The 23,079-nt window shown below is 68.9% G+C and carries 13 protein-coding genes; 12 read left to right on the top strand and 1 reads right to left on the bottom strand.

From position 1 onward, the window contains the following. Window positions 1-309 precede the first annotated feature (309 nt). The 6 genes from N4G63_RS11710 to N4G63_RS11735 all read left to right on the top strand — a co-directional run bounded on the left by N4G63_RS11710 (window position 310) and on the right by N4G63_RS11735 (window position 14,623). Window positions 310-2,754, top strand: coding sequence for a DUF1800 family protein (locus tag N4G63_RS11710; protein ID WP_260788584.1), 2,445 nt, complete (start codon window positions 310-312; stop codon window positions 2,752-2,754). 21 nt (window positions 2,755-2,775) lie between these two features. Next, a complete protein-coding gene (locus N4G63_RS11715) occupies window positions 2,776-4,209 on the top strand; it encodes a DUF1501 domain-containing protein (protein WP_260788585.1) in 1,434 nt (477 codons plus the stop codon). 49 nt (window positions 4,210-4,258) lie between these two features. Further along, window positions 4,259-4,549 (top strand): nucleotidyltransferase domain-containing protein, encoded by a 291-nt coding sequence (locus tag N4G63_RS11720; RefSeq protein WP_260788586.1) that lies wholly within the window; start codon window positions 4,259-4,261, stop codon window positions 4,547-4,549. Further along, window positions 4,546-5,010 (top strand): hypothetical protein, encoded by a 465-nt coding sequence (locus tag N4G63_RS11725; protein WP_260788587.1) that lies wholly within the window; start codon window positions 4,546-4,548, stop codon window positions 5,008-5,010. The genes N4G63_RS11720 and N4G63_RS11725 overlap by 4 nt, the downstream gene beginning before the upstream one ends. Window positions 5,011-5,556: 546 nt before the next feature. Next, window positions 5,557-13,197 carry a DUF1800 family protein gene (locus N4G63_RS11730; protein ID WP_314599703.1) on the top strand — a complete coding sequence of 2,547 codons (7,641 nt, stop codon included), beginning with the start codon at window positions 5,557-5,559 and terminating at the stop codon, window positions 13,195-13,197. Between the two features lies 1 nt (window position 13,198). Continuing rightward, complete coding sequence (locus tag N4G63_RS11735; protein ID WP_260788591.1) at window positions 13,199-14,623, top strand: DUF1501 domain-containing protein; 1,425 nt, start codon at window positions 13,199-13,201, stop codon at window positions 14,621-14,623. A 6-nt stretch (window positions 14,624-14,629) separates the two neighbouring features. On the opposite strand, the gene N4G63_RS11740 is transcribed toward N4G63_RS11735, so the two are convergent. Beyond that, window positions 14,630-15,961 carry a UDP-glucose dehydrogenase family protein gene (locus N4G63_RS11740; RefSeq protein WP_260788592.1) on the bottom strand — a complete coding sequence of 444 codons (1,332 nt, stop codon included), beginning with the start codon at window positions 15,959-15,961 and terminating at the stop codon, window positions 14,630-14,632. Between the two features lie 216 nt (window positions 15,962-16,177). On the opposite strand from N4G63_RS11740, the gene N4G63_RS11745 reads away from it, so the two are divergent. Genes N4G63_RS11745 through N4G63_RS11770 form a run of 6 tightly spaced genes read left to right on the top strand, consistent with a single transcriptional unit; the run spans window position 16,178 to window position 23,065 of the window. After that, entirely contained in the window at window positions 16,178-17,380 is a 1,203-nt protein-coding gene (locus N4G63_RS11745) for a glycosyltransferase family 4 protein (RefSeq protein ID WP_260788593.1), read from the top strand. Further along, window positions 17,377-18,477 carry a DUF1972 domain-containing protein gene (locus N4G63_RS11750; protein WP_260788594.1) on the top strand — a complete coding sequence of 367 codons (1,101 nt, stop codon included), beginning with the start codon at window positions 17,377-17,379 and terminating at the stop codon, window positions 18,475-18,477. Before N4G63_RS11745 ends, N4G63_RS11750 begins: the two co-directional genes overlap by 4 nt. Window positions 18,478-18,501: 24 nt before the next feature. Then, the gene (locus N4G63_RS11755) at window positions 18,502-20,058 is read left to right on the top strand and encodes an O-antigen ligase family protein (RefSeq protein ID WP_260788595.1); all 1,557 of its coding nucleotides are present in this window, start codon (window positions 18,502-18,504) and stop codon (window positions 20,056-20,058) included. A 17-nt stretch (window positions 20,059-20,075) separates the two neighbouring features. Further along, window positions 20,076-21,050, top strand: a complete 975-nt coding sequence (locus tag N4G63_RS11760; protein WP_260788596.1) for a glycosyltransferase family 2 protein — start codon at window positions 20,076-20,078, stop codon at window positions 21,048-21,050. A 36-nt stretch (window positions 21,051-21,086) separates the two neighbouring features. Then, window positions 21,087-21,797, top strand: a complete 711-nt coding sequence (locus tag N4G63_RS11765; protein WP_314599704.1) for an acyltransferase — start codon at window positions 21,087-21,089, stop codon at window positions 21,795-21,797. Next, window positions 21,794-23,065 (top strand): glycosyltransferase, encoded by a 1,272-nt coding sequence (locus N4G63_RS11770; protein ID WP_260788598.1) that lies wholly within the window; start codon window positions 21,794-21,796, stop codon window positions 23,063-23,065. The genes N4G63_RS11765 and N4G63_RS11770 overlap by 4 nt, the downstream gene beginning before the upstream one ends. Window positions 23,066-23,079: the final 14 nt, after the last annotated feature.

Consider the following 23,079-nt stretch of genomic DNA (forward strand, 5'->3'; position numbering starts at 1 on the left):
GGCCTGGCGCTGCGGTGCACGCCGGCCCAGCAACACTTGCGCGCGCCGCGGCGTGCAGAAGTCACGCGCCGGGCCCCGCCACTGGCATGGTGCTTGACGCCGGCGGCGGCCCGCCTGGCCGCACGGCTGGCGTGGTAACGCACCGACACAGGCCCCGCCCTCAGGCCCGCGCCCGCGCTGCCGAAAACCCGGGCAGTCCCCGGCTGCCGGGCGCCGCGTGCGCCTGCGCCGGGCCTGGTTCGGCCTGCGCCGGCCCGCCTGGGTGCGCGGCCGCTCACCGAGCCGCCACCCGCCCTACGCGCCACCGCCATGTTTTCACCCCTCATCGAGCAGCGGCCCCTGGCCGCCATGACGGCACTGACGCTGGCGCTCGCCGGTTGCGGCGGCGGCGGCGGGGGTGGCGATGCCGGCAGCACCAGCGCGCCGGTGGCCGCCGCACCGGCCAGCGCGGCCACCACCACCACCACCACCACCACGCCGCCCGCGGCCGACAGCAACACCAGCACCAGCACCACCGAGGTGAACGAGGCCGTGGCCGCCAGTGCGGCCGAGGTCACGGCGGCCCAGGCTGCGGCGGCGGCGGCCTCGGCCGTGGTGGCCGAAGCCGCGGCCCAGGGCAGCACCGACACCGCAGCCGCCGCTGCCGCCGCCGGCAGCAGCGTGGTGATCGACGCCGAGCCCGCGGCGGCCACCGTCTCGGCCACCGTCTCGGCCACCCAGGGCGGCGCCACCGTGGCCGACACCCCGCCCAGCCTCACCGTGCGCGCCCGCGCCGATCTGGCCGGCGGCATCGGCGCCATGATGACGCTGCGCATCGACGGCGTGGTCGTCGGCAGTGTCGAGGTCAAGTCGACCGCCTATGCCGACTACCGCTTCAGCACGCCCACGCTGAAGGCCGGCGCCAAGGTGGATGTGGTCTACACCAACGACGGCCAGGTCAGCGGCGTCGACCGCAACCTCTACGTGGGCTACCTCAGCGACGGCACGCAGGTGGTGGCGCCCAGCGCCAGCACGGCCACCATCGACCGCGGCACCGGCGCCAAGGCCTTTGACGGCGCCGATCTGGTCAACGGCCAGGGCGAGCTGTGGTGGAGCGCCGCGCTGCGCCTGAGCTGGCCGGCCGCCCCTGCCGCCGACAGCCAGCGCGCCCGCAAGCTCGACGCCGTGCGCTTCTTGCAGCAGGCCAGCTTCGGGCCCACGGCGGCCGAGGTCGACAAGCTGGTGTCGCAAAGCTACGCCGCCTGGATCGACGCGCAGATGGCGCTGGCCCACACGCCCGATTTCGTCAACCACGTGCAGGCCAGGTACGCGCTGGGCAGCGCCTACCGGCCGCAGGGCGCCAGCTACACACCCACCTGGGTGGCGCAGAAGTTCTGGGAGCGCGCCGCCAATGCGCCCGACCAATTGCGCAAGCGGGTGGGCTTTGCGCTGCACCAGATCTTCATGGTGTCGCAGGTGGACAGCAACCTGTACTACCAGGCCCGCGCCTATGCCGGTTATGTGGACCTGCTGAACAAGAACGCCTTCGGCAACTTTCGCACCCTGCTCGAAGACATGGCCCTCAGCCCGGCCATGGGCATCTACCTGTCGCACATGCGCAACCGCAAGGAAGACGTGGCCACCGGCCGCATGCCCGACGAGAACTTTGCGCGCGAGCTGATGCAGCTGTTCACCATCGGCCTGCACGAGCTCAACAGCGACGGCAGCCTGAAGCGCGACGCCAGCGGCAACCCGATCGAAACCTATGGCAATGCCGACGTGGTGGCCATGGCCAAGGTGTTCACCGGCTGGGGCTGGGCCTACCCCGACAACCAGCTCACCGAGGCCAACTTCCGCTGGAACACACCCAGCGTCACCGCCGCCAACGACACCCAGTACGACCTGCTGCCGATGAAGGCCTATGCCGCCTTCCACTCCAGCGCCGAGAAAAGGCTGTTTGCCGGCAAGAGCTGGGCCGTCACGCTGCCCGCCGGCAGCAGCGCCCAGGCCGACCTGAAGGCCGCGCTGGATGTGCTGTTCAACCACCCCAACGTGGGCCCGTTCATCGGCCGCCAGCTGATCCAGAAGCTCACCACCAGCCACCCCAGCGCCGCCTATGTGGGCCGGGTGGCGGCGGCCTTCAACAACAACGGCAAGGGCGTGCGCGGCGACATGGCGGCCGTGGTGCGCGCCGTGCTGCTGGATGCCGAGGCCCGCGGCACGCCCGCCGCCGGCTTTGGCAAGCTGCGCGAGCCGGTATTGCGCGTGGCGCAGTGGATGCGCTTTTGCGGCGCCCAATCGAGCACCGGCGACTACCTGCTGCAGTGGGAGCTCGACAACCAGAGCCAGCGCGCCCTGGCCGCGCCCTCGGTGTTCAGCTACTTCCGCCCCGGCTATGTGCCGGCCAACACCAGCTTTGCCGCGGCGGGCACCACGGCGCCCGAGTTCCAGCTGGTCAATGAGTCCACCGTGGCCGCCTGGATCAACACCGCCGAGGCCATGGCCGGCGGCGGCCTGGGCTGGACCGGCAGCGCCAACGATGTCTCGTGCAGCTACGCCACGCAGGCCGCGCTGGGCACCAGCAACAACCTGGCCGCCTTGACCGACCAGCTGAACCTGCTGCTGCTGGGCGGGCGCATGCCGGCCACGCTGCGCCAGCAGATCGTCGACACGGTGGCCAGCATCAACGCCAACGGCAGCAGCGCCGCACTCAACCGCGCCCGCGCCGCGGTGTTTTTGACGCTGGCCTCGCCCGACTACGTGTTTCAGCCCTGACCTCCTGACGAGACCCACGCGATGAACGCCTCCCGCCGCGCCTTTCTGCGTGCCAGTGCCAGTCTGGCCGCCGCCACCCAGGGCATGGGCCGCCATGCCGCGCCACTGGCCATGAACCTGGCCGGCCTGGGCGCGCTGGCCAACCTGGCCAGCAGCCAGGCCCGGGCCGCCACCACCAACGACGGCTACAAGGCCCTGGTGTGCCTGTTCATGCAGGGCGGCAACGACAGCCACAACTGGGTGGTGCCCACCGACACCAGCAACCACGCCACCTACGCCACCGCGCGCGGCGATCTGGCCGTGGCCCAGGCCCGGCTGCAGGCCATCACCAGCAGCAGCCAGGGCAGCGGCCGCAGCTTCGGCATGCCGCTCGACCTGGCGCCGCTGCGCAGCTGGTACGAAGCCGGCCAGTGCGCCATCGTGGCCAATGTGGGCACGCTGGTGCGCCCGGTCAGCAAGGCCGACTTTCAGGCCGGCGTGGGCCTGCCGGCCAAGCTGTTCTCGCACAACGACCAGCAGGCCACCTGGCAAAGCCTGCAGCCCGAAGGCGCCGTCACCGGCTGGGGCGGGCGCATGGGCGATCTGCTGATGTCGGCCAACCAGCACCCGGTGTTCACCGCCGTCTCGGCCAGCGGCAACGCGGTGTTCCTGAGCGGCAGCGGCGTCACGCAATACCAGGTGAGCACCAGCGGCCCGGTGCAGATCAATGCCGCCCAGGCCGGCTGGCATGCGGGCTCGAACGCCGTGCCCGGCGCGCTGCGCAGCCTGCTGGCCAGCAGCAGCAGCCCCAACGCCTTTCAGGCCGAGTACCTGAAGGTGGTGCAGCGCTCGCTGGCCTCCACCAGCACGCTGCAATCGGCCATTGCCGGCACCAGCATCGCGGCCCTGCCCACCGCGGCCATCACCCTGCCCAGCGGCGGCACGCTGACCCTGGCCAACGAGGGCCTGGCCAAGCAGCTGCGCGTGGTGGCGCAGATGATCGCCGCCGGCCCGGGCCTGGGCATGCGCCGGCAGGTGTTCATGGTGAGCCTGGGCGGCTTTGACTGCCACTCGAACCAGCTGCGCGACCAGCCGCTGGTGATGGCCCGCGTGGCGCAATCGGTGAACTGGTTCCTCGGCGCCATGCAGGGCGCCGGCATGCTGAACAACGTGGCCCTGTTCACCGCCAGCGACTTCGGCCGCACCCTGGTGAACAACGGCGACGGCTGCGACCACGGCTGGGGCAGCCACCACTTTGTGGCCGGCGGCGCCGTGAAGGGCCGCGAGATCTACGGCCGCTTTCCGGTCACCGCGCTGGGCACCGCCGACGATCTGGGCTCGGGCCGCCTGCTGCCCGGCACCAGCGTCACCCAGCTGGCCGCCAGCCTGGGCGGCTGGATGGGCCTGAGCCACAGCGAGCTGGCGCTGGCGCTGCCCAACCTGGGCAATTTTTCGGGGCGGCCGGCGATCTTTTGAACGGCCTGGCGGCGGTAGCATCACGGCGCACCCGCCACATGGAGCGCCCATGCGCCTCACCACGCCGCAGATCAACACCATCCGACACCTGGTGCGCAGCCGCATGGGCCACGACGCCCGGTTGTGGCTGTTTGGATCGCGCCTGGACGATGCGCGCCGCGGCGGCGACGTGGATCTGCTGGCTGAACCAGCCCGTCCCGTTGAACTGGCCCAGTGGCTGGCCTGCCGCAGTGCCCTGGCCGATGCACTGGATCTGAAGGTGGATCTGCTGCTGCGCCAGCCGCACGAACCCGAGCAGCCGATTCACCGCATTGCGCGCAGCACCGGGGTGGCGCTGTGACGGAGCACCTGCAACTGATTGCCGGCAAGCTGGCTCAACTGGAACGCATGCGCGGGTATCTGGACTACTCGATCACCCAGATTCGAGCGTTGTTCCCGGTTGCACACTGGCACGCGCTGAAGCCAGAACAGCATGAATCATTGGCCGCCTTCCGGATCCGGTTCAGCGAGTACCAGGAGCATCTTGGCAAGGCCATGCGCGCAGTGGCCATCGAGGAAGAGATCGATGTCGACCGCTTCGGGTCGGTTCTGGCCTTCATGGAGCGCCTTCAGGTCATTGACCAGCCCGAGCATTGGAAGCTCATCCGCGAGCTGCGCAACGCTGTCAACCATGATTACGAAGAGAACACCGAGCGCCTCAATGGCTTTTTCCAGCAGATGCTGAGCGAAGCCGCTGTTCTGTTCAGCTACCACCAGCGCCTGGCCGCCTTTTGCCGGCAAGCCTACGGTCACGCAGGTTGATGGGCATGGGGAGCGGCCGATGTCGGGTGCTGGCGGACAGCTGCGCATCACCGCGTCATCGGCCCCGTGCGCCGAGAAGGTAAAGAACGGCCGCACAACGTTGCAAGAAGAAGCGCCCTGGATGCCCCGCGACCGCGATCGCAACGCTGCCCATCACTGACGCGCATGCCGTCAGGTCATACCGACCCGGGCATCTGCGGCCATGGTCGTGCTGAGGTATGCCGCGCCAGTGTGCAAAAAGCCGCCCATCTGTCGAATTACAAGGTGAAGGCAGACTTCACGCGCGCTCGCTCGGGCGTGGGCATGCCAGACAATCCGCGGCAGCGGCCCGTCTGACCGACACACGCTTTCCATCGGTTACACACACCTGCTCCAGTGGCTGTGGCCGATTGCCGAAACCAGCAGGCACGGCCCAGCGCCCCCCCGGCTTGGGGGGGCTCACTGACAGCAAGCTGCCATCGCCTCGCACACAGACTCGCGCAGCCGCCGCCATGTCGGTCTGTTGACCGAAATCCCACGTCCCAAGCCGTACCCGACCCTCAGGCCATGAATTCCCTGTTTCAGCGCGCGGTTCGCTCCATCGGCTCGGCTCTCATCGCACTGGTGCTCTGCACACTGGCCACCGCCACGGGTCTGGCGGGCAGTGCACAGGCCGCCACCTTGACGGTGCGCGCCTATGCCAATCTGGCGGGTGATGTGGGCGCCATGATGACAGTGCGGGTGGACGGTGTGGCCGTCGGCAGCGCCGAGGTCAGGGCCACGGTGCCCACCGACTACAGCTTCGAGGTGGCCGATCTCAGGGCGGGCAGCAAGGTGGAGGTGGTCTACACCAACAACCTGATCGCGACCGCCGGTGGTGATCGCAACCTCTACCTGGTGCAGCTCAGCAGCGGCGGTGCGGTCATCGTGCCCACCAGCACCAACAGCAGCATCGACAAGGGCACCGGCGCCGCCGCCTTCGACGGAATCGATGTGGTTCCCGGCCAGACCGGCATCTTCTGGGATGCGGCGCTGCGCATCACCTGGCCTGAACCCAACCTCGGCAGCCGCATCACGGTGCGCGCCAGCGGCGTGCCTGCCGATGGTGTGCATCCGCAGATGGTGGTGCGCGTGGATGGCCTGGTGATCGGCACGGCCGAGGTCAACCGCGCCAGCCCCGCCGACTACAGCTTTGCCGCCCCCGCATTCACCGCCGGCAGCAAGGTCGACGTGGCATTCAGCAATGCCGGCACGGCCGCCGGCGTGGTGCGTGCACTCAACGTGCACTACCTGATGGCCGGCACCACCGTGCTGCTGCCCACGGCCTCGGGCGTCCGGTTCGACGCCGGGGCCGGCCTGGCCGCCTACGACAACGCCAGCCAGTCGGCCGGCCAGGTGGCCTTGACCACCCACGGCGCGCTGCGTGGCATCTGGCCCGCGCCCAACATGACCGATGCCCTCACCCTGCGCGCCAGCGGCACGCTGGCAGCCAGCGTCGGCCCGATCATGGAGGTGCTGGCCGACGGCGTGCTGCTGGGCACCGTGGAAGTGCGGTCCGGCACCCCGGTGGACATCACCCTGCCAGCCCTGCCCCTCAAACCCGGCCAGCGCATCGAGGTGCGCCCCACCAACCTGGGCACCTTCAGCGGCGCCACGCGCAGCCTGAACCTGGCCTACGCAATCTCCGGAACCACCGTGCTGCAGGCCAATGCCAGCAGCCTGGATGCCCCCTGGCCCGCCCCCAACCTCACCGACACACTGAACATCCGTGCCCGCGCCGATCTGGCCGGCGGCATCGGCGCCATCATGCAGGTGGTGGTCGATGGCGTGATCGTCGGCACCACCGAGGTCAAGTCCACCGTCTTTGCCGACTACCGCTTCGCTGTGCCGGCCATGAGCGCTGGCCGCAAGCTCGATGTGGTCTACACCAACGATGCCCAGGTCGGCTCTGAGAACCGCAACCTGCACATCGCCTACCTCACCACCGGCAACACCGTGCTGCTGCCCACCGCCGCCGGCAACACGCTCGACCGTGGCAACACCTGGGCCGCCAGCTTCGACGGCGTCGACGTCATCGCCGGCACCGGCACCCTCGCCTGGGGCGGCGCGCTGCGCAGCACCTGGCCCGCCGCCAACATCACCAGCACCCTCACCGTGCGCGCCAGCGCCACCCAGGCCGGTGGCGTGGGCGCGCTCATGATCCTGTGGGTCAACGGCGTCGCCGTCTCCAGCGTCGAGGTCAAGTCGGCCACCGCCACCGACTACCTCATGCCCACCACCGCCATCCAGCCCGGCACCCAGGTGGCCATCACCTTTGCCAACCGCGGCACGGTCGATGGCGTCGAGCGTGCCCTCAACGTGCACTACGCCATCGCCGGCGCCACCTTCCTCACCCCCACCAGCAGCGGCGCCACCTACGCCAGTGGCGACCTCTCGGCCGCCTGGCCCTCGCCCAACCTCACCGACACGCTCACCATCCGCGCCTATGCCGATCTGGCGGGCGACGTGGGCGCCCAGATGCAGCTGCGCATCGACGGCGTGATCGTCGGCACGCAAGAGGTGCGCAGCACCGTCCCTGCCGACTACAGCTACGCCGTGCCCGCGCTCAAGCCGGGCAGCAAGATCGACATCGTCTACACCAACGACGGCCAGGTGGGTGGCATCGACCGCAACCTCTACGTCGTGCAGCTCACCAAGGGCAGCACCTACCTGCTGCCCAACGCCACCAACACCACCATCGACCGCGGCGCCGGCGAGGCCGCGCTCGACGGTGCCGATGTCATCGCCGGCCACGGCAACCTGGTCTGGGCTGCCGCCATGCGCACCACCTGGCCCGCACCCAACCTCACCGGCACGGTCACCGTGCGCGCCAGCGGCACGCCCGCCGGTGGCGTGAGCCCCACCATGGTGGTGCGGGTCGATGGTGTGGTCGTGGGCACCACCTCGGTCACTGCACTCGATCCCACCGACTTCGTCTACACCACGCCGGCGCTGCAGGCCGGCAGCAAGGTGGATGTGGCCTTCGCCAACGCCGGCACCGTCGACAGCGTGGCGCGCAGCCTGCGCGTGCACTACCTGATGGCGGGCACCACCGTGCTGCTGCCCACCGTCACCGGCGTCAAGTTCGATGCCGGCACCGGCCTGGCCGCCTACGACGGCCTGAACCAGTCCACCGGCCAGGTGGCCCTGGTGGCCAACGGCGCGCTGCGCGGCATCTGGCCCGCGCCCAACATGACCGACACCCTCACCGTGCGCGCCAGCGGCAAGCTGGCCGGTGGCGTGGGCCCGCACATGCGCGTGCTGGTGGACGGCGTGGTGCTGGGCACCTACGAGATCCGCTCCACCACCCCGGTCGACGTGAGCATGCCCACGCTGCCGCTCACCCCCGGTGCGCAGGTCGACATCGCCTACCTCAACGACGCCACCATCGGCAGCGAAGACCGCGACCTCAACATCGCCTACGCCATCGCCGGCACCACCGTGCTGCGCGCCACCGACGCCAGCGTGAGCTTCGATGCCGGCTCCGGCGCCGCGGCCTTTGACGGCGCCGGCCTCAGCCCCGGCCGCAGCGCCTTCGGCATCAACGGCGCACTGCGTGGCCCCTGGCCGGCGCCCAACCTCACCGACACGCTCAACATCCGCGCCCGTGCCGACCTGGCAGGCGGCGTGGGCGCCATCATGCAGGTGGTGGTCGATGGCGTGATCGTCGGCACCACCGAGGTCAAGTCCACCGTCTTCGCCGACTACCGCTTCGCCGTGCCCACCATGAGCGCCGGCCGCAAGCTCGACATCGTCTACACCAACGATGGCCAGGTGGCGGGCGTCGACCGCAACCTGCACATCGCCTACCTCACCACCGGCAACACCGTGCTGCTGCCCACCGCCGCCGGCAACACGCTCGACCGCGGCAACGGCTGGGCCGCCAGCTTCGACGGCGTCGATGTCATCGCCGGCACCGGCACCCTCGCCTGGGGCGGCGCGCTGCGCAGCACCTGGCCCGCCGCCAACATCACCAGCACCCTCACCGTGCGCGCCAGCGCCACCCAGGCCGGCGGCACCGGCGCGCTGATGATCCTGTGGGTCAACGGCGTCGCCGTCTCCAGCGTCGAGGTCAAGTCGGCCACCGCCACCGACTACCTCATGCCCACCACCGCCATCCAGCCCGGCACCCAGGTGGCCATCACCTTTGCCAACCGCGGCACGGTCGATGGCGTCGAGCGCGCGCTCAACGTGCACTACGCCATCGCCGGCGCCACCTTCCTCACCCCCACCAGCAGCGGCGCCACCTACGCCAGTGGCGACCTCTCGGCCGCCTGGCCCTCGCCCAACCTCACCGACACGCTCACCATCCGCGCCCATGCCGACCTGGCGGGCGACGTGGGCGCCCAGATGCAGCTGCGCATCGATGGCGTGATCGTCGGCATGCAGGAAGTGCGCAGCACCGTCCCTGCCGACTACAGCTACGCCGTGCCCGCGCTCAAGCCGGGCAGCAAGATCGACATCGTCTACACCAACGACGGCCAGGTGGGTGGCATCGACCGCAACCTCTACGTCGTGCAGCTCACCAAGGGCAGCACCTACCTGCTGCCCAACGCCACCAACACCACCATCGACCGCGGCGCCGGCGAGGCCGCGCTCGACGGTGCCGATGTCATCGCCGGCCACGGCAACCTGGTCTGGGCCGCCGCCCTGCGCACCACCTGGCCCGCCCCCAACCTCACCGGCACGGTCACCGTGCGCGCCAGCGGCACGCCCGCCGGTGGCGTGAGCCCCACCATGGTGGTGCGGGTCGATGGCGTGGTGGTGGGCACCAGTGCCGTCACAGCCACCGATCCCACCGACTTCGTCTACACCACCCCGGCGTTGCAGGCCGGCAGCAAGGTGGATGTGGCCTTTGCCAATGCCGAGACCGTGGCCGGCGTGGCGCGCAGCCTGCGTGTGCACTACCTGATGGCTGGCACCACCGTGCTGCTGCCCACCACCTCGGGCGTCAAGCTCGATGCCGGCACCGGCCTGGCCGCCTACGACGGCCTGAACCAGTCCACCGGCCAGGTGGCCCTGGTGGCCAACGGCGCGCTGCGCGGCACCTGGCCCGCGCCCAACATGACCGACACCCTCACCGTGCGCGCCAGCGGCAAGCTGGCCGGCGGCGTGGGCCCGCACATGCGCGTGCTGGTGGACGGCGTGGTGCTGGGCACCTACGAGATCCGCTCCACCACCCCGGTCGACGTGAGCATGCCCACGCTGCCGCTCACCCCCGGTGCGCAGGTCGACATCGCCTACCTCAACGACGCCACCATCGGCAGCGAAGACCGCGACCTCAACATCGCCTACGCCATCGCCGGCACCACCGTGCTGCGCGCCACCGACGCCAGCGTGAGCTTCGATGCCGGCTCCGGCGCCGCGGCCTTTGACGGCGCCGGCCTCAGCCCCGGCCGCAGCGCCTTCGGCATCAACGGCGCACTGCGTGGCCCCTGGCCGGCGCCCAACCTCACCGACACGCTCAACATCCGCGCCCGTGCCGACCTGGCAGGCGGCGTGGGCGCCATCATGCAGGTGGTGGTCGATGGCGTGATCGTCGGCAGCACCGAGGTCAAGTCCACCGTCTTCGCCGACTACCGCTTCGCCGTGCCCACCATGAGCGCCGGCCGCAAGCTCGACATCGTCTACACCAACGATGGCCAGGTGGCGGGCGTCGACCGCAACCTGCACATCGCCTACCTCACCACCGGCAACACCGTGCTGCTGCCCGCCGCCGCCGGCAACACGCTCGACCGCGGCAACACCTGGGCCGCCAGCTTCGACGGCGTCGACGTCATCGCCGGCACCGGCACCCTCGCCTGGGGCGGCGCGCTGCGCAGCACCTGGCCCGCCGCCAACATCACCAGCACGCTCACCGTGCGCGCCAGCGCCACCCAGGCCGGTGGCACCGGCGCGCTGATGATCCTGTGGGTCAACGGCGTCGCCGTCTCCAGCGTCGAGGTCAAGTCGGCCACCGCCACCGACTACCTCATGCCCACCACCGCCATCCAGCCCGGCACCCAGGTGGCCATCACCTTTGCCAACCGCGGCACAGTCGATGGCGTCGAGCGCGCGCTCAACGTCCACTACGCCATCGCCGGCTCCACCTTCCTCACCCCAACCTCCAGCGGCGCCACCTACGCCAGTGGCGATCTCTCGGCCGCCTGGCCCTCGCCCAACCTCACCGACACGCTCACCATCCGCGCCTATGCCGATCTGGCGGGCGGCGTGGGCGCGGTCATGCAGCTGCGCATCAACGGTGTGGTGGTCGGCAGCGTCGTGGTATCGGCCACCACGCCCACCGACTATGTGTTTGCGGCGCCCAGGCTCGGCACCGGCAGCCGTATCGACGTGGTCTACCTCAACGATGGCCAGACCGGCGGCGTGGATCGCAACCTGTACGTGCAGTACGTCAGGGGCCAGGGCTACACCCTGGTGCCGTTCGCCAGCAACGTGCAGTTCGATGCCGGCAGCGGAGAGGCCGCCGTCGACGGCCTGGCCACCAGTGCGGGCAGTGGCGCCATGTTCAGCAACGGCGCGCTGCGCTTCACCACCACCACTCCGGTGGCGGGCTACAGCAGCGCCCAGCACGCGGCGTCGCGCTTTCTGCAGCAGGCAACGTTCGGGCCCACCCTGGCCGACATCCAGCGCGTGGCCGAGATCGGTTCAGCGCGCTGGATCAATGAGCAGATCGCGCTGCCGTTCACGCCCGACATGGTGAGCGCGATCCAGGCCCGCTACGACCTGGGCGATGCCTACCGGCCAGGCGGCGCCTCGTACACGCCCAACTGGGTGAGCCAGCGTTTCTGGCAGGCCTCGGCCGGCAGTGCCGACCAGTTGCGCCGGCGCACGGCCTTTGCGCTGCACCAGATCCTGATGGTGTCGCTGACCGACTCGAATCTCTATTACCAGGCGCGCGCCTATGCCAGCTATCTCGACACGCTGAACCGGCACGCCCTGGGCAACTACCGCAACCTGCTCGAAGAGATCGCCCTCAGCCCGGCCATGGGCATCTACCTCTCGCACATGCGCAACCGCCCCGAGAGCTTGGCCAGCGGCCGCATGCCCGACGAAAACTTTGCGCGCGAGCTGATGCAACTGTTCACCATCGGCCTGCACGAGCTCAACCTCGACGGCTCGCTGCGCCTGGACGGCAATGCCCAGGCAATCGAGACCTACACCAACGACGATGTGATGGCGCTGGCCAAGGTGTTCACCGGGCTCAGCTGGGGCTTCGCAGACAACCAGCTCACCGAGTCGGTGTTCCGCTGGAGCAGCCCTGACCTGTCGGTGGCCGGCGACCAGCGCATTGACCTGCAGCCGATGAAGTTCTACCCCGGCCAGCACTCGCCCGCCGAGAAGCGCCTGTTCGCAGGCAAGTCCGCTGCGCTCACCATCGGCGCGGGCACCTCAGGCCCCACCAGCCTGCGCCTGGCGCTCGACGCGCTGTTCAATCATCCCAACGTCGGGCCTTTCGTGGGCCGCCAGCTGATCCAGCACCTGGTGACCAGCCATCCCAGCCCGGCCTATGTGGCGCGCGTGGCCACGGTGTTCAACAACAACGGCAGCGGCGTGCGTGGTGACCTGGCCGCCGTGGTGCGCGCCATCCTGCTGGATACCGAGGCGCAGACCCCCCCCGCTGGCAGCGTGGGCAAGCTGCGTGAGCCCGTGCTGCGTGTGTCGCACTGGATGCGCAGCATGGATGCACGCTCGGCCACCGGGCAGTTTGCCGTGGTCTACGACCTCGAACCGATGGCCCAGCGCCAACTGCACGCACCATCGGTCTTCGGCTACTTCCGCCCAGGCTACGTGCCGCCCAACACCGGTTTCTCGGCCAGCAACATCACCGTGCCCGGCCTGCAGATCGTGACCGAGAGCACCACCGCGCAATGGGTCAACCTGGCCCAGAGCATGGCCGGCAACGGCCTGGGCTGGACTGGCAGCACCACCGACGTGGCCGTCGATCTGTTGCCGCTGATCGAGCTGGCCACGACAGGTCAGGTGGATTCCATGGTTGAACGCCTGAACCTGCTGCTGTACGGCGGCGCCATGAGCAGCAGCCTCAAGCAGGACATCCTGGATGCCATGGCCAGCGTGGCTGGCAACGACTCGGCCAGCCAGGTCAACCGCGCGCGTGTCGCCCTGTTCCTGGCGCTGGCATCCCCCGAATACCTGGTGCAACGCTGACATGACCCGAGACACTTCACGCCGCGCCTTTCTGCGGGCCGCCGCCGGGCTGGCCAGCGCCGGCGCCAGCATTCCACGCCTGGGTGCCCCGATGGCCATGCAACTGGCCGGCCTGGCCGCGCTGGCCAGCCAGAGCAGCCAGGCCGCCGACACCGGCGGCAGCTACAAGGCCCTGGTGTGCCTGTTTCTCAATGGCGGCAGCGACACCCACAACTGGGTGATCCCGGTCGATGCCAGCGGCTACGCCGAATACGCTGCCGCGCGCGCCGAGCTGGCCTGGGCCGCCGGCCAGATCCAGCCCATCACCACCAGCGGGCAGGCCAACGGCCGCAGCTTCGGCATGCCCGCCGACCTGGCCCCCTTGCGCAAGTGGTACGAGGCAGGCCAGGCGGCCGTGGTGGCCAATGTGGGCCCGCTGGTCAGGCCCATCAGCAAGGCCGAATACATCGCCGGCACGGCGCTGCCGTCCAAGCTGTACTCGCACAACGACCAGGCCAGCACCTGGCAAAGCCTGTCGCCCGAAGGTGCGCGTTCAGGCTGGGGTGGCCGCATGGGCGACATCCTGATGGCCGCCAATGCCTACCCGGTGTTCACCGCGGTGTCGGCCACCGGCAACGCGGTGTTCCTGTCGGGCAGCAGCGTCAACCAGTACCAGGTGGGCGTCGAAGGCCCGGTCACCGTGGCGGCCATGAATGGCGGTGCGGTGTTCGGTTCCAACACCGCAGGCGCCGCGCTGCAGCGCGCCTACGCCAGCAACGGCAACGATGCGCTGGCCAACGAGTACAAACGCGTCATGCAGCGTGGGTTGAGCGCCAACACGGTGCTGCAGGCCGCGCTGGGCAGTGGCGCCGTGCCGGCCGTGCCGTCCACCACCGTGCGCGCCACCACCGGCTTCACCACGCTCGACAAGGTGGGCATCGCCCGCCAGCTGCGCGTGGTTCTGCAGATGGTGGCCGCCAACCAGGCCCTGGGCATGCGCCGCCAGGTGTTCATGGTGTCGATGGGCGGCTTCGACACCCACACCAACCAGATGCGCGACCAGCCGGCGCACATGGCCCAGGTGGCCTCGTCGATCGACTACTTTCTCGGCACCCTCAACAGCCTGGGCCTGCAGAACAACGTCACGCTGTTCACCGCCTCCGACTTCGGCCGCACCCTGCTCAGCAACGGCGACGGCAGCGACCACGGCTGGGGCAGCCACCACTTCGTGGCCGGTGGCGCGGTCAAGGGCCGCAACATCTACGGCCGCTTCCCGATCACATCGATGGGCACCAGCGACGACGTCGGCTCGGGCCGCCTGCTGCCCAGCACCAGCGTGTCGCAACTGGCGGCCTCGCTGGGCGGCTGGATGGGCCTGAGCAGCGCCGAGCAGCGCCTGGTGCTGCCCGGCCTGGAGAACTTTGGCGCCGGGCCGGCGCTGTTCTGATCTGGCTCAGCCCTCGCTGCCGCGGCCAATGCCCCGGTACTCGATCCCGAACGACTTCATCAGCGCCGGCTCGTACAGGTTGCGCCCGTCAAACACCAGCGGCTGCTTCAGCGTGGCCTTGAGGTGGTCGAAGTCGGGGTTGCGGAACTCCTTCCACTCGGTCACCAGCAGCAGCGCGTCGGCGCCTTCCAGCGCTGCCTGCTGGCTGGCCACCAGGCTCAGGCCGGCCACCTCGCCCAGCACGCGCTGCGCCTCGGGCATGGCCACCGGGTCATAGGCCTGGATGCGCGCGCCGCGCCGTGCCAGCTCGGCCACGATCACCCGGCTGGGCGCCTCGCGCATGTCGTCGGTGTTGGGCTTGAAGGCCAGGCCCCAGACGGCGAAGGTGCGGCCCGTCAGGTCTTCGCCGAAGCGCTCGACCACGCGGTTCACCAGCACCAGCTTCTGGCGCTCGTTGGCCTCTTCCACCGCGGTGAGCACACCCAGCGTCATGCCGTTTTGCGCACCGGTGCGGATCAGCGCCTTCACGTCCTTGGGAAAGCAGCTGCCGCCGTAGCCCGTGCCGGCGTACAGAAAGTGCGTGCCGATGCGCGGATCGCTGCCGATGCCGCGGCGCACCCACTCGATGTCGGCGCCCACGCGGTCGGCCAGCAGCGCCAGCTCGTTCATGAAGCTGATGCGCGTGGCCAGCATCGCGTTGGCGGCGTACTTGGTGAACTCGGCGCTGCGCACGTCCATCACCACCAGGCGGTCGTGGTTGCGCATGAAGGGCGAGTACACCGCGCGCATCAGCAGCGTGGCGCGCTCGTTGTCGCTGCCGATCACGATGCGGTCGGGCTTCATGAAGTCGTCGATGGCCGCGCCTTCCTTCAGAAACTCGGGGTTGCTGACCACCGCATACTCGAGCTCGACACCGCGTTCGGCCAGCACCTCGGCAATGGCCGCGCGCACCTTGTCGGCCGTGCCCACCGGCACCGTGCTCTTGTCTACGATCACCTTGTAGTCGGTCATGTGGCGGCCGATGTTGCGGGCCGCCGCCAGCACGTACTGCAGGTCGGCCGAGCCGTCTTCGTCGGGCGGCGTGCCCACACCGATGAACTGGATGGTGCCGTGGGCCACGGCGGCAGCCACGTCGGTGGTGAACTGCAGGCGGCCGGCGGCGGCATTGCGCTGGATCAGCGCATCGAGCCCCGGCTCGTGGATCGGCACCTCGCCCCGATTGAGCATCTCGATCTTGCGCGGATCGACGTCCACGCACACCACGTGGTTGCCCATCTCCGACAGGCAGGCGCCCGTCACCAAACCCACATAACCTGCACCGATCACGGTGATCTTCATGGCGAATTCCTGAAAATGAAAAAACCAACCTCACCAGCCCGGCAATGGCGGTTGCAACACGGATCGCGGACGAGTGTGTCATACGCGGGTGACTCCGTATTGCAGGCCACCCGTTTGAAGGTTCAAGCGCGTCCAGGTGCTGACACCGTGCTGCGCTAGCATGCACAGCCTTGCCCCTGCGGACGGGCGCCCCGGCCCTGCCGCTGCCTGATGACGATGCGCCACATCCTGGTTGTTCACCACGACGCCGACCTTTACGGTGCCGACCAATCGCTGCTGCGATCACTGCGCGCCATGCGGCGCCACAACCTGCACCCGGTGGTGGTGCTGCCGCACCAGGGGCCGCTGATCCAGCACATCGTGGAGATGGGCATCGAGGTGCACATCGGCCCGGTGGGTAAGATCTCGCGCCAGCTCACGCGCCCGGCGGCCCTGCCAAAGCTGCTGGCCAGCCTGGTGCGCTCGGTGAGCTTCATCGACCGCGTGGTGGCCGGCCGGCCCATCGAGCTGGTGTATTCCAACTCGGTGGGCGCACTGGGTGGTGCGCTGTGGGCCTGGCGCCGCGGCGTCAAGCGCCTGTGGCATGTGCGTGAGATCGTCGTCTCGCCACGCATTGCCGCCGCCGGCTTTCCGCGGCTGCTGCGCTGGCTGGGCGGCTGGTGCATCTGCAACTCGGGCGCCACCCGCCAGTGGATTGCCGACGTGCAGCCCGTGCTGGCACAACGCAGCTCGGTGCTCTGGAACGGCATCGAGCGCGTGCCGCAGCCCACGCGCGATGCCGTGGCCGCCTTGCGCGCCAGGCTGGGCCTGACCCGCGAGCACACCGTGGTCACGCTGGTGGGCCGCATCAACCGCTGGAAGGGCCAGGGCGTGTTCATCGAGGCCGCCGCCCAGCTGGCCCAGGCCGGTCAGCACCCGCAGCTGCGCTTTCTGATCGTGGGCGACGTGGCCGACGGCCAGCACCACTTTCGCGAGGACATGCTGGCCCGCATCCAGGCGCTGGGCCTGGCCGATACCGTGCTGTGGCACCCCTTCACGCCCGAGGTTGACACCGTGTGGGCCGCTTCCGACATTGCGGCCGCGCCGTCCACCGACCCCGAGCCCTTTGGCCGCGTGGCCATCGAGGCCATGGCCCATGGCCTGCCGGTGGTGGCCGCCGGGCATGGCGGCCTGGCCGAGATCGTGGCCCACCAGCAGACGGGCCTGCTGGTGAAGCCGGGCGATGCCACCGAGCTGGCCCAGGCCATCGGCCGCCTGGCCGCGTCGCGCGAGCTGCGCAAGCAGTACGGCGCGGCCGGCCAGCAGCGCCAGATCGAATTCTTCTCGCAAGACGAACACGACCGGCGGCTGATGAGCCTGCTGGACGACCTGGCCGCCGGCCGCCAACCCGCCACCACCCCGTTGCTGACATCTGCATGAGCCAGAAGACCCTGAGAATCTTGGGCACCCGCGGCGTGCCGGCGGCCCACGGCGGCTTTGAGACCTTTGCCGAGTATCTGGCGCTGTACCTGGTGGCCAAGGGCTGGAAGGTGGTGGTGTACTGCCAGGAAGACGAAGGCAGCGCCGTGATCGAGGACAGCTGGCGCGGCGTGCAGCGCGTGCGCATCCCGGTGCACACCGCAGGCGCGGCCGGCACTATCGTGTTCGACTGGCTGGCCACCCGCCATGCCGCGCGGCACCGCGACCCCTGCCTCACCCTGGGCTACAACACCGCCGTGTTCTGCGTGCTGCTGCGCCTGGCCGGTGTGCCCAACATGATCAACATGGACGGCATCGAGTGGTCGCGCGCCAAATGGGGCCCGGTGGCCAAAACCTGGTTCTGGCTGAATGAGCGCGCCGGCTGCTGGCTGGGCAACCACCTCATTGCCGACCACCCCGAGATCAAGCGCCACCTGGCCACCCGCGTGCCGGCCAGCAAGATCACCACCATTGCCTACGGCGCCGACGAACTGCAAGACATTGATCCCGCACCCTTGGCCGCGCTGGGCCTGGTGCCGGGGCAGTACCTCTCGGTGATTGCCCGGCCCGAGCCCGAGAACTCGCTGCTGGAGATCGTGCAGGGCTTTTCGGCACGCCCGCGCGGCGTGCAACTGGCCGTGCTGGGCCGCTACGACGATGCCAACCCCTTTCACCGCGCCGTGAAGGCCGCCGCCAGCCCCGAGGTGAAGTTTCTGGGGGCCATCTACGACAAGCGCGTGGTGCAGGCCATCCGCTTTCACAGCCTGGCCTATGTGCACGGGCACCAGGTGGGCGGCACCAACCCGTCGCTGGTGGAGGCCATGGGCGCAGGCAATGCCGTGATTGCACACGACAATGCGTTCAACCGCTGGGTGGCGGGTGAGGGCCAGGCCTACTTCAAGGACGGCCCGGGCATTGACCACCTGCTCACACAGCGGCTGCCAGACCAGCAGGCCCTGCAGCAGATGCGCCAGGCCAGCCTGCAGCGCTTTCGCGACGGGCTCACCTGGCCCATCGTGCTGCAGCAGTACGAACAGTTGCTGCTCACGGCCCAATAAGAAGCCCACCGGAGACCCCTGACCATGCGCCGCAACCTCGGAACCAGCCTGTCCATCGTGGCGGCGTTCGTGTTCGTCGCGCTGCTGCTGGGCCTGATGATCGTGGTGTTTCCGCTCAAGTTCACGGGCACCTTCTCCATTGCCGTGCTGGGCGTGATCGGCATCGTGATCGCGCTGCTGCTGCCCGACAGCCGCAGCGACGGTGGCCGCATCGCCGTCACCCTGCTGGTGCTGGCCGTGGCCACCAAGTTCTTGTGGCCCAGCTTCTCGTACATCCCGGTTCCTGGCCTGCCGTTCAAGAACCCGCAGCGCTGGGTGTGGCTGTTCTGCATGGGCTACCTGGCCTGGTCACTGATGACCAACGCCACGCTGCGCCAGCGCGCCGCCCAGCGCCTGCGCGGCCATCCGGTGTCGGCACTGGTGCTGATGTTCTTTGGCTGGCGCCTGGTGTCGTGTGCCGGCAGCGAGGCGCCCATTGCCTCGCTGTTCACCACCGCGCTGGAGATCTTTGACTACCTGCCGGCCTACCTGATGGCCATCACCTGGATTCGCGACGAGCGGGATGCACGCACCCTCACCAATGCCATGGCCGTGGTGCTGCTGCTGGTGGTGTGCGCCACGCTGGTGGAAGCGCGCATGCAGTCGAACCCCTTCATGGCGCTGCTGCCCTACGACCCGACCAACAGTGAGTTTCTCAACGCCGTGGGTGTGGCCAAGTTTCGCGCTGGCGCCTACCGTGCACAGGCCACGTTCAACCACGCGCTGCTGCTGGCGCAGTTTCTGGCCTGCATGCTGCCGCTGGCCATGGCCAGCCTGGCACGCGCCGCACCGCCGTTGATCCGCCTGAGTGCGCTGGGTGGCGCCCTGCTGCTGCCGGTGGCCATGTGGGCCACCCACACCCGTACTGCGGTGGTGGCGGCTTCCCTGGTGTTGGGGCTGATGGCGCTGGTGCTGGCCTGGCGGCAGGCGCGCCGCCACGACGGCAGCTTTCAGCACCACGTTATCGGCTACTTTGGTTTGATCGCAGCTGCGGCACTGCTGCTGATGGCTGCCGCAGTGGCCTACTACTGGACAGTAGGCCGTACCGCTCAGGAGGCGGGCAGTTCGCTGGCCCGGCTGCACATGCTGGAGCTGTCGTTTGACGCGTTTGCCGAATCGCCGATTCTGGGGCACGGGCCTGGATCGGGCGCATTCAAGGCAGGCCTGAAGAGCAGCGACGGCACCATCTCGATTGACAGCTACTTTCTCACCCAGTTGGTTGAGTCCGGTCTGTTTGGCTTTGTATTGTTTTGCAGTTTCTTCTGCTTCGCCACTGCCGGCTATCTGCGCGAAGCCGGTCAAGCCACGCGAAGCGGCATCTCGCTACGCCTAACGTGGTGCCTGCTTGTTCTGGCTTTCGGGTTCAGCGCGCTGGTACTGTCCACCCCGCACAACATGGCCTTGCTCTATCTGGCGCTCGGGGTGCTCGTGGCGCTGTCACCTCGCCAGCAGCATGCCAACAAGGCTGCCACAAACCAGACCTTTGGCCAGGCAAATGTGGCCTGGGCTACCCAGTCTCGCCTGCCCGGCGCCCGCAGCTGAAGCCCTTGCAGATCCGTATGTCCGAGCCCCGCGTCTACATCGTCGTGCTGAACTGGAACGGTTCAAGCGACACCGCCGCCTGCGTGCAGTCGGCCCTGCAACTCGACCATCCCAACTACGTGGTGCTGGTGTGCGACAACGACTCGCGCCCCGACGATCTGGCTGCGCTGCGCACCTGGGGTGCAGGCCTGCCCCAGGGCCTGCCCGAGGCCGGGCCGGGCCAGTGGCACAAGCTGCCAGACCTGGCCCACCGCCAGGTGATGCTGCTGCACACCGGCGCCAACCTGGGCTTTGCCGGCGGCGTGAACGTGGGCCTGCGCTTTGCCCTGCTGCAGGGCGACGCAGACTTCGCCTGGGTGCTCAACAACGACAGCGAGGTGCACCCAGGCGCACTCAGCGCCCTGCTGCGCCGTGCCGTGCAAGACCTGCGCATCGGCCTGTGCGGCTCCACCCTCGTTTATCACGGCCGGCGCAACATGGTGCAGGCGCTCGGTGGCGCCAGCTACGAACCCTGGCGTGGCCGCTCGCGAGCCCTGGGGGCGTTCTCGGCGCCCGAGGCAGCGCCCGCCAACCCGGCCGAGATCGAGGCGCGCATGGATTACGTGGTGGGCGCATCCATGCTGGTGAGCCGCCGCTTCCTTGACACCGTCGGCGTGATGGACGATCGCTACTTTCTCTACTCTGAAGAACACGACTGGGCGCACCGCGGGCAGCAGCAGGGCTTTGCGCTGGGCTGGGCGCCCGACTCGCTGGTGTTTCACAAGCATGGGGCCACCATCGGGTCATCGTCTCAGGGCGGGTCACCGCTCTCACTGTTTTACCTGTTCCGCGCAAAGGCGATGTTCTCAGGCCGGCACTACCCCTTGAGAACGCCCGTGGTGCTGTGCAGCTTGGCGCTGGACGCGTTGAAGTTTCTCGTCAAGGGCAGTCCAGCACGAGCCCTGGCAGCCTTGCGCGGGCTGCTGGCGTTTCCGACCGGCGCCCGCTACTGAGCCCAGCCCGGGATTGACGCCACTTCCTCTCTGCTCATGCCGTTGAAGCTCTTGCTCAATCGTGCTGCCAGCCGTCTGAAGGGCAGCAGCTACAGCCTCGACCCAGCTTTGCCCTTGTCGGCAATGTTCGGTTTGGCCATGCGTCGTGCCGCATGGCTTGCCCGTGGCACTCTTGCTTTTCCGCTTCGAGGCAAAAAGTTGTTTCTAGGCCCCAACGTGATCCTGCGCAACCGGGGGCATTTCGCATTCGGCAACGGCACCACCCTGGCCCATGGCTGCCTGATCGACGGCTTGTCGAAGAACGGCGTAAAACTGGGGCGCAATGTCAACGTCGGGCCCAACACGATCATCCAGGCCAGCGGTGTGTTGTCTAACCTCGGCACGGGTTGCAGCATTGGCGATAACTCCGGCATTGGCGGCTTCTCGTTCGTGGGCTGCGGCGGTGGTGTGACCATTGGCAGCAATGTGATCATGGGTCAGTACGTGAGCTTTCACTCCGAGAACCATGTCATCGACCGCACCGACGTTCCCATTCGGGTTCAAGGCGTCACGCGAAAAGGCATCGTCGTCGAGGACGACTGCTGGGTTGGTGCCAAGACCACCTTTCTTGACGGCTCGCACATCGGCCGCGGCTGCGTCATTGCCGCGGGCTCAGTGGTGAGGGGTGACATCCCAGCGTATTCGATTGCCGCTGGCGTTCCGGCCAAGGTCATCCGCTCTCGCTTGCCACAGGGGCAGCAGCCGTGAAACCGGGCTTCTACCCGGGGCGCATCACGGTGTTCTCGACCGACATCCCGTTTCCGCCCAATCGGGGCGGGCGTGCAGACATCTGGCGCCGGGTTCAGGCCTTGGCCAGCCTGGGCGTCGAGATCCAGCTCATTGGCTTTTTCGACGACGTGGATGGCAAGCGGCCCAGCGAGCACGATCGCCGCGCGGTGCAACAGGTTGTCAAGGAACTGCACCTGTTTCCGATCGGCAGCAGCCTGGGCACGAAGCTGCGCTCGTTCTCGCGGCTGCTGCAACTGCCTTGGCATGTGGCGCGGCGCACGCTGGCCGCGGCCGAGCAGGGTCGCCTTCAGCAAGCCATAGCCGCCTTCGGCCCCGAATGCCTGTGGGCCGAAGGCCCGTGGTGCGGTGATCTCGTGCTGTCCGCGGCCTCCCGGCTGGGCTTGCCGATCATCTACCGCTCTCACAACATCGAGCACGTGTACATGGCGCGGCAATCGGCGGCGGCACGACGGCCCCGTGATCGCCTAGCCTGGCAGATTGCGTGTCTCGGCCTGCAACGCTTCGAACGCCTGATGATCGACCGCGCCGCCTGGGTGTTCGACATCTCGGCCGACGATCTGGCCCACTGGCAATCGCAGGGCGTGCGCCATTCCAGCTGGCTGCCGCCGATGGCCGAATCGGCGCTCGCGCCCGCCTTGCTGGCAGCCACCGAGGCGGCACCACCACCGGTGCACGACGTGGTGTTCTTGGGCAACCTGGGCACGCCCAACAATGTGCGGGGCGTGGAATGGCTGGTGCAGCAGATCCGGCCCCTGGTGCTGGCCCAGCGGCCCGACACGCGCTTTGTGGTGGCCGGCTCCAACCCCGGCGAGCATGTGCGCGCACTGTGCGCCGCACCGAATGTCACGCTGCAGGCCAATGTGCCCGATGCGGTGCAGCTGTACCGGCAGGCCCGCGTGCTGGTGAACCCGGTGCGCACCGGCAGTGGCACCCATGTCAAGGCCATCGAGATGCTGATGATGCGGGCCCCCATCGTCACCTCGCTGCAGGGCACCTGCGGCCTGCCGGCCGAGGTGAAGCAGCTGTTCCGCGTGGGCGAGACGGCCGAGGCCTTTGCAGCGCATGTGCTGCAGGCCCTGGCCCAGCCGCAAGACTGCTGGGCCGAGCGTGCGCAGGCCCGGCAGCTTTTTGGCGTAGACGGCCTGCGCCAGGCGCTGGCCCGCATGCCGATGCCGGCAGCGGTGGTGGGCAACACGGTGCCTCAGCCAGTCACCGCCAGCCACTGAGCCTGGGCCGCAGC

It is taken from the genome of Aquabacterium sp. OR-4 (assembly GCF_025290835.2).
Taxonomy (GTDB): Bacteria; Pseudomonadota; Gammaproteobacteria; order Burkholderiales; family Burkholderiaceae_C; genus Pseudaquabacterium.